Source organism: Geothrix fermentans DSM 14018 (genome assembly GCF_000428885.1).
Classification (GTDB): Bacteria; Acidobacteriota; Holophagae; order Holophagales; family Holophagaceae; genus Geothrix; species Geothrix fermentans.
This window is the reverse complement of sequence record NZ_KE386812.1, coordinates 30,694-42,644: the sequence shown is the minus strand read 5'-3', so window position 1 is coordinate 42,644 and position 11,951 is coordinate 30,694. Positions and strand designations below refer to the sequence as shown.

Here is an 11,951-nt window from a genome sequence, read left to right as displayed (position 1 = left end):
ATGGTGTGGGAACAGGGCGGTCTGTGGGGAGACAGTCCTCAGTCCTCAGTCTTCAGTCTTCAGTCTGGGATTCGGAGGCGCCGCCGAGCGGCGCGCCCGATGGTTTCAGTCTGGCACCGACCCATTTGAGCGGCCCAAAGGGAAACCACCGGTCGGCCCGCAGGGCCGCTCAATTTCCGGACTGAAGACTGAAGACTGAGGACTGAAGACCGTGAATCACCGGTCCCCCCAGTGCAGCTTCTGCTGGAGCAGCGCGAAGAAGTCGAGGCCGGGGCGCTGGAGGAGGGTGATGCGGGTCTGGGCCTGGCGGAGGCGCACCTCGTCACCGGGCAGCAGGCGGTGGCCCACTTGGCCGTCCAGGGTGAGGTGGGCGTCCTCGGCCTCCTCCAGGGTGATGCTGATGGGCCGGGCGGCCGGTACCACCGAAGGCCGCAGGGTCAGCGTGTGCGGGCAGATGGGGGCGATGACGAAGGCCTCCAGGCTGGGGTGCAGGATGGGGCCGCCGGCGGACAGCGCGTAGGCCGTGGAGCCCGTGGGGGTGGCCACGATGAGGCCATCGGCTTTCATGGGCCCCGCGTCCTCCGAACCCACCCGCAGGTGCATGTCCATGATGCGGGCGAGGGCGCCCTTGGCCACCACGGCGTCGTTCAGCACGGTCTGGCGCGCCAGCCGGCCGCCGTCGCGCCAGAGCTCCACCTCCAGCGTGGGCCGCCGGTCCGGCACCAGGGTCCCCGCCAGGAAGGCCCGCACGGTCGCGGCGGCTTCGGAGACGGGATGGGCCGTGAGGAAGCCCAGGGAGCCCAGGTTGATGCCGAGGATGGGCGTGCCCCGCATGCCCGCGTGCCGGGCCGCGTGGAGCAGGGTGCCGTCGCCGCCCAGGACCAGGCAGAGATCCGCCACGGGCTCCGAGGCCCCCAGGGTGAGGTCCAGGGTCAGGCGATCCTGGGGCAGGCCCGCCTGCTCCCAGGCCGCGCCCAGGGAGGGCTCGGCCGTCACCGCCCAGCCGCGCTCCAGGAAGGGGGGCAGCGCCTCGCGCAGGGTAGAACCCAGGTGCGGGGATTTGACCTTGGCCACGAGGATCAGTCGCTGGGGCATGGGCATCACTCTACCGCTATCCTTGGGGCATGGCTTCCACCCGGGCATCCTCCCCCACTTCCCCGCGCCGGTGGCTCGGCCGGGCCCTGCTGGCCTTCCTGGCCCTCACGGTGGCGGGCGCGGCCACGCTGGCGGTGTCCTGGTCCGTCATGTCCAGGGACGCGGACAGCTTCCTCACGATGTTCGCCATCCGCGTGCCCAAGACCATCACCAAGGTGCTGGACCACGACGGCAACGTCATCGGCATCTTCGCGGAGGAGCACCGCGTGGTGATCCCCTACGGCGACATCCCGAAGGCCTTCGTGAACGCCCTGATCGCCACCGAGGATTCGGACTTCTGGGGCCACAGCGGCGTGTCGGGCCGGGGCCTCATGCGGTCCGGCTGGAACTTCGTCACCAGCTTCGGCCGCCGCCGGGAGGGCGCCTCCACGCTCACCATGCAGCTCATCCGGACCGTCACGGCCAAGCGCCAGAAGCGCCTCGACCGCAAGCTGAAGGAGATCATCCTCGCCCGCAAGCTGGAGAAGGCCTACTCCAAGAAGCAGATCCTGGAGATGTACGCCAACGAGGTCTACTTCGGCGGCGGACGCTACGGCATCGAGGCCGCGGCGGAGTTCTACTTCGGCAAGAGCGCGCCGCAGCTCAACGTCGAGGAGTGCGCCCTGCTGGCGGGTCTGGTCCAGAACCCGAACTGGTACAACCCCTACAACCCCGATCCCAAGGCCCGCGCCGCCGCCAAGTCCCGGCGCAACCACGTGCTGGTGCGCATGGTGAAGGAGGGCTACCTCAAGGCCCAGGAGGCCAGCCTGCTGGTGGACAAGCCCATCCGCCTGGCCCGCGAGAATGCCCAGGAAGAGGCCGTGGCCCCCTACGTGGTGGAGGAGGTCCGCAAGTACCTCTATGAGAAGTACGGACGGGAGCAGGTGCTGAACGGGGGCCTGGAGGTGACCACCACCGTGGACAGCTACTGGCAGGGGGCCGCCAACGACGCCGTCCGGGCGGGCCTGAAGGTCGTGGACCGGCGCCGCGGCTTCCGGAAGGACGCCGTGCAGTTCGTGACGGATCCCGACACGACGCAGCTCAACGGCTGGAAGCGCTACTTCGAGGCCGGCGACAACGTCCGCGGCGTCATCCTCGGCTGGAAGGGCGGCAAGGCCCAGGTGCGCATCGGCAAGACCACCCTCGAGGTGCCGGAAAGCGCCTTCGCCTGGGCCGGCAAGGACCTCCAGAAGCTGCTGCCCCGCGGCGCGGCGCCCCTCTTCATGGTGAAGAGCGCCGACGACGGCACGCCGAAGACGCTCGAGCTGGACCAGGAGCCCCAGGTGGAGGGCGCGCTCATGGCGCTGGATCCCAAGACCGGTGAGATCCGGGCCATGGTGGGCGGCTACGACTTCAACCGCTCGAAGTTCAACCGGGCCACCCAGGCCCTGCGGCAGGTGGGATCCACCATGAAGGCCTACGTCTACGGCGCGGCCTTCACCGCCGGGAAGACCCCCGCCACCATGGTGCAGGACGTGCCCACGCGCTTCCTCGACACCGTCGACTACCTCACGGTCACCCACCCGGACGGCACTTCGGAGTACAAGCCCCTTCGCGGCGGCGTGAAGCCCTACGAACCCAAGAACTACGAGCGTGACTTCTGGGGCCCCATCCCCATCTGGGAGGCCCTGCGCGACTCTCGCAACGTGCCCGCCGTCCGGACGCTGGAGGAGACCGGCGTGGGGAATGTCATCGACTTCGCCCGCAAGTGCGGCGTCACCGGCAGCATCCCGCCCTATCCCAGCATGGCTCTCGGTTCCGCGGACCTCACCCTGAAGGAGATGGTGCGCGGCTACGGCACCATCGCCAATGGCGGGCTCCAGACACCGCCGCCCTACTTCATCAAGAAGGTGGTGGACCGCAATGGCCGGGTCCTGGAAAGCCACAACGGCGCCGCCACCGAGCAGGTGCTGGACGCCCAGAGTACCTACCAGCTCATCCAGTGCCTCCAGGGCGTGGCCACCAGCGGCACCGGCGCGCGCAGCAACGAGCTCGGCTGGCCCGTGGCGGGGAAGACCGGCACCACGGACGACCACACGGACGCCTGGTTCCTGGGCTTCTCCACCCGCGTGGTGTGCGGGGTGTGGGTGGGCCTGGACGAGAAGAAGACCATCTTCCGCGGCGCCGATGGCGGCAAGGTGGCACTACCCATCTGGGTGGACTTCATGAAGGCCGCCCTGCCCACCACGCCGAAGGAGGACTTCCAGGCCCCCGAGGGCATGGAGTGGGCGGACATCGACCGCTACACGGGCCTGCTGGCCACCTCCGCCACCGCCGACAAGGTACTCCACCTGGCCTTCAAGCCCGGGACCATCCCCAGGTCCGGCAGCGACGCCGAGGCCATCCAGAAGGTGAAGGAGGCCCGGGACAAGGCCGCCGCCCAGCCCGTGGAGAACCGCGTCTGGGGCCGGCCGCAGCAGCCCGCCGAAGAACCCAAGCCCCTGGACCTGAACGCCAGCGATCCGAATTCGTGACCGGCTTCCCATCCGCTCCAAGACAAAGGGCGCCATCCGGCGCCCTTTGTCTTGGAGGGCATTGCTGGCTGCACCGCCATGCCTTGCAGGTTCGGGCTAGAAGTTTGGAGCAATAGGCAAGCCCAGGGCTCTGCGGACTCCTAGACTTCCTTCTGTCGCCATGGGATTCACGGCTCCCTCGGATCGAAACGGGCGCGCCAGAGCGCCGGAGCCAGGCTCCCACCGGACATGGAGGAATCGATGACTTTGACCGTACTCGGCTACGCCGCCCAGTCTGCCACCTCGGATCTGGCGCCCTATCCCTTCGAGCGCCGCGACCCCCGGCCCGACGACGTGGTGATCGACATCCTCTACTGTGGCGTCTGCCACTCGGACCTGCACACGGCCCGCAACGACTGGGGCTGGACCACGTACCCCATCGTCCCCGGCCACGAGATCATCGGCCGCGTGCGCGCGGTGGGCGCCGCCGTCACGCGCTTCAAGGCCGGTGACGCCGTGGGCGTGGGCTGCCTGGTGGACTCCTGCCGCCACTGCCAGCCCTGCGAGCACGGCGAGGAGCAGTACTGCCAGAACGGCTTCACCGGCACCTACGGCGGCACGGACCGCCACGATGGCCGGTCCACCCAGGGCGGCTACTCGGACCAGATCGTGGTGTCCGACCGCTTCGTGCTGAAAGTTCCGGAAAGCCTGGACCTCCGGGGCGCCGCGCCCCTGCTCTGCGCGGGCATCACCACCTGGTCGCCCCTGCGGCACTGGAAGGTGGGCCCGGGCAGCCAGGTGGCCATCGTCGGCCTCGGCGGCCTGGGCCACATGGGCCTGAAGCTGGCCAAGGCCCTGGGCGCCGAGGTGACCCTCTTCACGCGCTCCAGAGGCAAGGAGGCCGATGCCCGGCGCCTGGGCACGGACCGCGTGGTGCTGTCCACGGATCCCGCCCAGATGACCTCGGTCGCGGGCCGCTTCGACCTCATCGTCGACACCGTGCCCTACGTCCACGACCTGAACCCCTACGTCCCCACCCTCGCCACGAGCGGCACCCTGGTGCTGGTGGGCTACCTGGGCGGCCTGGAGCCCATGCTCAGTACCGTGCCCATGGTCCTCGGCCGCAAGTCCGTGGCGGGCTCCCTCATCGGCGGCATCGCCGAGACCCAGGAGCTGTTGGACTTCTGCGGCGAGCACGGCATCACGTCCGACGTGGAGGTGATCCGCATGCAGGACATCAACGGAGCCTACGAGCGCCTGCTGAAGAGCGACGTGAAGTACCGCTTCGTCATCGACATGGCCTCGTTGAAGGCCTGAATACACGACAAGGAGCACCTCATGAAGACACGATCTCTCGGCAGTACTGGCCTCAACGTCTCCGCCCTCGGCCTGGGCTGCATGGGCCTGAGCTTCGGCCTCGGCCCCGCGGTCGACAAGCAGGAAGGCATCGCCCTCATCCGGGCCGCCGTGGAGAAGGGCGTCACCTTCTTCGACACGGCTGAGGTCTATGGACCCTGGATGAACGAGGAACTGGTGGGGGAGGCCCTGGCCCCCTTCAAGGGCCGGGTGGCCATCGCCACCAAGTTCGGCTTCGCCATCGACCAGGTGACCGGCCAGAACCCGGGCGGCCTGAACAGCCGCCCCGAGCGCATCAAGGCCGTGGCCGAGGCCTCCCTGAAGCGCCTCCGTGTCGATGCGCTCGACCTCTTCTACCAGCACCGCGTCGACCCCGAGGTGCCCATCGAGGATGTGGCGGGCGCGGTCAAGGACCTCATCCGGGAAGGCAAGGTCAAGCACTTCGGCCTCTCCGAAGCCGGCGCCGCCACCATCCGCAAGGCCCACGCCGTGCAGCCCGTGGCCGCCCTCCAGAGCGAGTACTCCCTGTTCTGGCGGGAGCCGGAGGTGGAGATCATCCCCACCCTCGAGGAACTGGGCATCGGCTTCGTGCCCTTCAGCCCCCTGGGCAAGGGCTTCCTCACGGGGAAGATCGACGAGACCACCACCTTCGATCCCACCGACTTCCGCAATGTCGTGCCGCGCTTCACCCCCGAGGCCCGCAAGGCCAACCTGGCCCTGGTGGACCTGCTTCGCGGCATCGCCGCGCGGAAGGGCGTGACGCCCGCCCAAGTGGCCCTGGCCTGGCTGCTGGCCCAGAAGCCCTGGATCGTCCCCATCCCCGGCACCACCAAGCTGCACCGGCTGGAGGAGAACCTGGGCGCCGCGGCCGTCGAGCTCACGCCTGAGGACCTGCGGGAGATCCAGGCCGCTTCCGAGAAGGTCCAGCTCCAGGGCGCCCGGTATCCGGAGCACCTGCAGAAGCTGGTGGGCCGCTGAGCGGAACCCGGGCGGGCCGGAGCCGGGGCGGGGATCCTACTGCCCCGGCTCCCGGGCCCAGCCTTCATGAACCAGGCAAGGAGCGCGTGATGAGTCTTTCCGAAGCCGCCCACCGGAACCACGAACGCTGGTTCCCGGGTCATCAGTCCACCCTGAAGGTCACCGATCCGGAGTTCATCGAGCTGTTCGACGCCTTCGCCTTCGACGAAGTGGCTGCCCAGGTCAACCTGGACGACCGGACCCGCCTGATGGTCATCCTGGCGGCCCTCATCGCGGGCCAGTCGCTCGGGGAATACCGGGTCATGCTGCGGGCCGCCCTGACCGTGGGCGTCACGCCGGTCGAGGTGAAGGAGCTCGTCTACCAGGCGGTGCCCTACTGTGGCATCGCCGTGGTCTATGACTTCTTCCACGCCACCAACGAGATCCTGGCGGGCCTCGGCGTGAAGCTGCCACTGGAGGGCCAGTCCACGACCACGCCGGCCACCCGGGCTGACCGGGGATTGGCGGTCCAGAAGGCGATCTTCGGCGCGGCGATCGACCGCATGCGCGAGGCGGCGCCGGCTGACCAGCGCCACATCCAGGACCACCTCGCCGACAACTGCTTCGGGGACTACTACACGCGTACGGGCCTGGACCTGCGCCTGCGCGAGCTGCTCACGTTCTCGATGCTGCTTGCCCTGCGGGGCTGCGAGCCCCAGCTGAAGGGGCACATCCAGGGCAACCTCCAGGTCGGCAACGACCGGGCCACCCTGCTGAGCGTCATCACGCAGCTGCTGCCGTACCTCGGCTACCCGAGAACCCTCAACGCCCTGCGCTGCCTGGATGAAGTCCTGCCTGAAGCCGACCAGGTGGGCCGCTGAGCGTCATGAACCCAGGAAACGATGGAGACAGACCCATGAACATTCTCATCATTAACGCCCACCTTTCCTATCCCGGATGGTCCGAGGGCAGGCTGAACCTCGCCTTCATGGACTTGGCGAAAGACTTATTCATGGCGCACGGACATCAGGTTGCTGAGACCTTCGTGGAGCGCGGCTATGAAGTGGAAGCAGAGGTGGGCAAGCATGTGTCGGCCGACCTGGTCATCCTCCAGACGCCGGTGAATTGGTTCTCTGCGCCGTGGATCTACAAGAAATACGTGGATGAGGTCTTCAACGCAGGGCTGCTCGCAAAAGCCCTGCTCGAAGGCGACGGCCGCACACGCCAGGACCCGAGCCGGCAGTACGGAACGGGCGGCCGCATGCAGGGGAGAAGGTTCATGGTTTCCGCCACCTGGAACGCTCCAAGAGACGCCTTTGCCAACCCTGACGGCGTGCTGTTCGCCGGCAAGGGAACGGCGGACGTATTCCTTCACATCACCTCGAACTACAAGTTCGTGGGGTTCGACATTCTCCCGGATTACGGGGTGTTCGATATCTTCAAGACGCCAGACATCCCGCAGGCGCTTGAAGATTACAAACGGCATCTGGAGAAACATTGCCTGTGGACCTTCCACCCCGCGTCGCCGCATCCCGCGCCCCAGGCGTGAGATCCTGTTTCGGGACCTTTCCATGAGCCGAACGCCCATTCCTTCTCCGGCCCCGAGCCTCGACTCCGGCTCACCTGACCTGGCCCGGCTCGCGGACCTGCTGCTGGCCCATGCGCCCTTTGACGGCACCTTCGAGCTGCGGCTTCCGGGCGTCCACGTCTCCCGGGCCTCCCGGGCCCATAAGGACTTCCACCACGCCGTGCAGCGGCCGGCGCTCTGCCTGGTCGCCCAGGGGGCGAAGCGGGTGATGCTGGGCCAGGAACTCTACGAGTACGACGCCTCCCGGGTGCTGGTCTATTCCGTGGACGTCCCCGTGTCGGCCCAGGTCACCCAGGCCAGCCTGGACGCCCCCTACCTCGGCCTCCGGATCGACCTGGATCCGGCGCGGATCGCCGAGCTGACAGCCAAGGTCTACCCCCTCGGCCTGCCCCGTCGAAGTGAGGGCCGGGCCATCTGCGTGGACCAGCTGGACGGGCCGGTGATCAACGCGGTGGTGCGGCTGATGGAGCTGGCCTCCCGGCCCGGCGAGGCGGAGCTTCTGGCTCCCCTCGTCCTCGATGAGATCCTCATCCGCCTCCTGCGGAGCCCTCTGGGCCTGCGGGTGGCGCTGATCGGCCAGGAGGAGAGCCAGCTTCACCGGGTCGCCAAGGCCGTGTCCTGGGTGCGCGCGAACTTCGACCAGCCGCTGGACGTGGAGCGGCTGGCCACCCTGGTGCACATGAGCCCCTCCTCCTTCCACCAGCACTTCAAGGCCGTCACCTCCATGAGCCCCCTGCAGTACCAGAAGGCCATCCGCCTCCAGGAGGCGCGGCGCCTCATGCTGCTGACCATGCTGGATGCCGGGACCGCCAGCCGGAGGGTGGGCTATCAGAGCCCGTCCCAGTTCGCCCGGGAGTACGGACGCTACTTCGGCAATGCCCCGACCAGGGATATCGCGAGGCTCCGCCAGCAGGCGGGGGCACCCGATTCCGCCTCCGTGGAGTGATCGGGCATCAGCCCGAGGCCGAGCGCCGATCCTCCACGGCTGTGGCGGGAGCGGGGCTGTTACTTCTTCTTCCAGGCTTTCGCGGGCGCGGCCTTCCAGGGACGGGGCACGTCCTTGGGGGCGGGGCGGTCCTCCCAGGTCCTGCGCGGGCGCGCGGCGGAGTCGACCTTCGGCCTCTGGTAGGGGCGCGGCTTCTCGTCAAGCTCCCGCCCGAGTTCGCTGCGGCGCTTGAAGCTGCCGTCGGGGCGGGTCCTGGAGGTCGCCTCGGGACGGCCTTCGCCCCGCTCGGCCCGGGCCGCGGTGCGCTCAGCGTAGCTCCGCTGGGTCCTGGGGCCGCCCTCATGACGCTCGCGAGGCGCGTCGTAGCGGGGTTTCGCGGCCTTGCGCTCGGGCTCGGCGGGGATGTCGAAGCCCGCGGACTGGTCCGCCTGGACGAGGCCCAGGAGGCCCGCCACCAGGTGCTGGGGATCGGCGCCCTGGAGCAGCTGGCCCGCCTGGGCCAGCAGGGCCGCACTGACGCCCCCGCCGACACGCTCGGCCAGCCGCGCCGTCTGCGCCTCGCGGATCTCCCCGGGCGTGGGGATGGCGCGCCAGTCCAGCTTGAGGCCGCCGCGCCGGCTCCAGGCCAGCAGGATGCGGCTCTCCTTCCAGCTCACCAGGGCGAGGCTGGTGCCCTTGGCCCCGGCGCGGCCCGTGCGGCCGCTGCGGTGGACGTAGTTCTCCATCTGGGTGGGGATGCCCACATGCACCACCAGGGGCAGGCCGCCGATGTCCAGGCCGCGGGCGGCCACGTCCGTGGCCACCAGGTAGCGCAGCTTGCCATCCTTGAACTGGCCCAGCAGGCGGGTGCGCGTGGCCTGGGCCAGGTCGCCGTGCAGGAAGGCGGCGGGCAGGCCGGCGACGCTCAGCTCCTCGGCCACTTCCTCGCTCTGGGCCTTGGTCTTGGTGAAGATGAGCGCGGCGCTGGGCTCGTCCTTCAGCAGCAGGTTCACGAGGGCGCGCACCTGGAGATGGTCGGGCACGAGCACGGGCGTGTGGGCGATGTCGGCGTGGCTGGCCTGCTCACCGGCCTCCGCCAGCTGGATCTGGACAGGGTCCTTGAGGAACCGCTTGGCGAGCTTGGCGATGGGGACGGGCAGGGTGGCCGAGAACAGGAAGGTCTGCGGGCCCGCAGGCACCTTGGCGAGGATGGTCTCCACGTCCTCGAGGAAGCCCATGTTGAGCATCTCGTCGCATTCGTCGAGGACGATCATGCTGACGCGGCCCAAGTCCAACGTGCCGCGCTCCAGGTGATCCATCACGCGGCCCGGCGTGCCCACCACCACGGGCGCGCCCATGCTGAGGGCGCGCAGCTGGGGCGTGTAGCTCACGCCGCCCACCAGGGAGGCGATGGGCAGCTTGGGCACGAGGCTGTGCAGCTCGGCGCCCACCTGCTGCGCCAGCTCGCGGGTGGGCGCGAGGATGAGGGCCTGGGTGTGGCGCTCGTCCGAGAGCCGGTGGAGCAGGGGCAGGCCGAAGGCCAGGGTCTTGCCGGAGCCGGTGCGGCTCTGCACCAGCAGGTCGCGCCCCTCGAGGCCCGGCTTGAAGGTCTGGGCCTGCACGGGCATGGGGGTCTCGAAGCCGCGCTTGGCCAGGGCGGCCAGCAGCGCTTCGCTGCAGCCGAGGGCTGCGAAGGTCAGGTCGTTCACGATGTCTCCCGGGGCTGTTCCCGCAGAAGATGGCAGACAGCGCCAGCCGGGAGAGGCCCAAACGGAAAGGTTCCCATGAAAAGCATGAATTTCAAAGGGATATTCCAAAAATGTGCCGACAGGATCTTGCGATAATGGCCCCATGACTGGACCTGAAGACCTCATCGTCACCGTCCCCCTCAGCTCCGATCCCGCCCTCCGGCGGCGCTACATGCTGCTGGACGAGGACCTGCCCGCCAACGTGCGCTTCGGCCTGATCCTGGAGGTGCTCGACAAGGTGGCCGAGGAGTGCGCCCTCGCCTACGTGCGCCGCGCCCATCCCCAGGCCCGGGTGGTGACGGCGGCCATCGACAACATCTACGTGCGCAACGCCGCGGACGTCCACCGCGACCTGGTGTTCAGAGCCCGGGTGAACTTCGTGGGACGCACGAGTCTTGAGGTGGGCATCCGGATCGAGCACCCGGAAGGGGAGGGCGTGCCCGCCACCCACATCGCCTCCTGCTACTTCACCATGGTGGCCCGGAGCACGACCGGGGCCGGCGCGGAAAGCCTGACTCTGCCGGGGTTCGAGCCCGGGGACGACCTCTCTGTGCGGCGCTGGGAGCGGGCCATCGCCAGGCGGGAAGGCTACCGCCACCAGCTCCACCAGGCCCAAGAGCCGCCCACCCGCGAGGAGTACGCGCTCCTGGCGTCGCTCCACGCCGCCCAGGAGTCCCGCGACTTCCGGGGCCTGGCGGCCGCGGACTGCATCACCAGCGGCTGGCAGCAGACCTACCCCGAGCACGAGAACGTCCCCACGAAGGTCTTCGGCGGGCACCTCATCCGCGAGGCCTTCGGGCAGTCGGCCATCTGCGCGGAGCAGATGGCGCCCCACCGGCCGGTCATCGTGGCCGTGAACCGCATCAACTTCGTCCAGCCCGTCCGCATGGGCGACACCCTCCAGTTCCTCAGCCGGGCGGTCTACGCGGGGGACACCAGCATCTGCGTGGAGACGGACATCATCCGCATGAGCCGCGACCGGACTCAGACGCACCTCTCCAACAGCTGCGTCTTCACCTTCGTGAACGTGGACGACCAGCTCCGCCCCCAGCCGGTGCCGCCCATCTATCCGGCCACCTACGCGGAGGACGCCCGCTACCTGGCCGCGCACCGGCGCCGCGAAGCGCGGCTGGCCTGGAAGGCTTCGCGGGGGCGGTAAGATCGCCCCATGACCACCCTGCTTCTCATCCGGCACGGCATCGCCGAGGACCTCCGCCCCGGTCAGCGCGACCCGGACCGTGCGCTCACCCCGGAGGGCTGGGCGAAGACCCGCGCGGCCATGCGGGGGCTCGTGGCCCACGGGTACGCGCCCACCCGGGGCTTCAGCAGCCCCTACCGGCGCGCCATGGAGACCATGGCCTGCCTCCAGGAGGCCGCGGGCGCCTTCCCCATGGAGACCACCCTGATGGCGCTGCCGGAGAGCCGTCCTCCCCAGGCGGACCTCTGGCTCCGCGGACTGGCCGCCACGACGGAGACGGGCATCCTGGCCCTCATCAGCCACCAGCCCTTCCTTGGCGAGCTGATCTTCCACCTCACGGGCCGCAGTCTGGAGGTGAAGAAGGCCAGCTGCACGGTCGTCCGCTGGGGGGAAGGCGCCTGGCGCTTCGAGCGGCAGTTCCAGCCCTCGGAGCTGAGGCGCGACGCATGAGGCCCCAGCCCACCTTCGCAACGCTGGCTTCGGGCCTGAAGCTGAACTACCGCGTTCAGGGGAATCCCCAGGGAGCCTGGGTGGTGCTGCTGAACGGCCTGCTCTCGGACACGACCATGTGGGACGGGGCCCCCTCCGCGAT

General features: G+C 69.1%; 10 protein-coding genes. 8 read left to right on the top strand and 2 right to left on the bottom strand.

Annotation, left to right across the window (positions count from 1 at the left end; translation table 11 throughout):
- Positions 1 to 216: 216 nt before the first annotated feature.
- Entirely contained in the window at positions 217 to 1,095 is an 879-nt protein-coding gene (locus tag G398_RS0114820; protein WP_043485636.1) for an NAD(+)/NADH kinase, read from the bottom strand.
- Between the two features lie 29 nt (positions 1,096 to 1,124).
- Between G398_RS0114820 and G398_RS18895 the strand changes: the two genes are divergently transcribed.
- The 6 genes from G398_RS18895 (at position 1,125) to G398_RS0114790 (ending at position 8,434) form a co-directional block, all read left to right on the top strand.
- Positions 1,125 to 3,608, top strand: a complete 2,484-nt coding sequence (locus G398_RS18895; protein WP_052572078.1) for a penicillin-binding protein 1A — start codon at positions 1,125 to 1,127, stop codon at positions 3,606 to 3,608.
- A 240-nt stretch (positions 3,609 to 3,848) separates the two neighbouring features.
- On the top strand, positions 3,849 to 4,904 hold the full coding sequence (locus G398_RS0114810) for an NAD(P)-dependent alcohol dehydrogenase (RefSeq protein ID WP_026854172.1): 1,056 nt from the start codon (positions 3,849 to 3,851) through the stop codon (positions 4,902 to 4,904).
- A 21-nt stretch (positions 4,905 to 4,925) separates the two neighbouring features.
- A complete protein-coding gene (locus tag G398_RS0114805) occupies positions 4,926 to 5,921 on the top strand; it encodes an aldo/keto reductase (protein ID WP_026854171.1) in 996 nt (331 codons plus the stop codon).
- A gap of 89 nt (positions 5,922 to 6,010) precedes the next feature.
- Entirely contained in the window at positions 6,011 to 6,781 is a 771-nt protein-coding gene (locus G398_RS0114800) for a carboxymuconolactone decarboxylase family protein (protein ID WP_026854170.1), read from the top strand.
- 35 nt (positions 6,782 to 6,816) lie between these two features.
- Entirely contained in the window at positions 6,817 to 7,449 is a 633-nt protein-coding gene (locus G398_RS18890; RefSeq protein ID WP_052572077.1) for an NAD(P)H-dependent oxidoreductase, read from the top strand.
- A gap of 22 nt (positions 7,450 to 7,471) precedes the next feature.
- Positions 7,472 to 8,434 carry an AraC family transcriptional regulator gene (locus tag G398_RS0114790; protein ID WP_026854169.1) on the top strand — a complete coding sequence of 321 codons (963 nt, stop codon included), beginning with the start codon at positions 7,472 to 7,474 and terminating at the stop codon, positions 8,432 to 8,434.
- Positions 8,435 to 8,493: 59 nt separating this feature from the next.
- Here G398_RS0114790 and G398_RS18885 read toward each other — a convergent pair whose 3' ends face one another.
- Positions 8,494 to 10,122, bottom strand: a complete 1,629-nt coding sequence (locus G398_RS18885) for a DEAD/DEAH box helicase (RefSeq protein ID WP_052572076.1) — start codon at positions 10,120 to 10,122, stop codon at positions 8,494 to 8,496.
- Between the two features lie 142 nt (positions 10,123 to 10,264).
- Here G398_RS18885 and G398_RS0114780 point away from each other — a divergent pair, with 142 nt between their 5' ends.
- Positions 10,265 to 11,320 carry an acyl-CoA thioesterase gene (locus G398_RS0114780; protein WP_026854168.1) on the top strand — a complete coding sequence of 352 codons (1,056 nt, stop codon included), beginning with the start codon at positions 10,265 to 10,267 and terminating at the stop codon, positions 11,318 to 11,320.
- A 9-nt stretch (positions 11,321 to 11,329) separates the two neighbouring features.
- Positions 11,330 to 11,809 carry a SixA phosphatase family protein gene (locus G398_RS18880; RefSeq protein WP_043485606.1) on the top strand — a complete coding sequence of 160 codons (480 nt, stop codon included), beginning with the start codon at positions 11,330 to 11,332 and terminating at the stop codon, positions 11,807 to 11,809.
- Positions 11,810 to 11,951 lie beyond the last annotated feature (142 nt).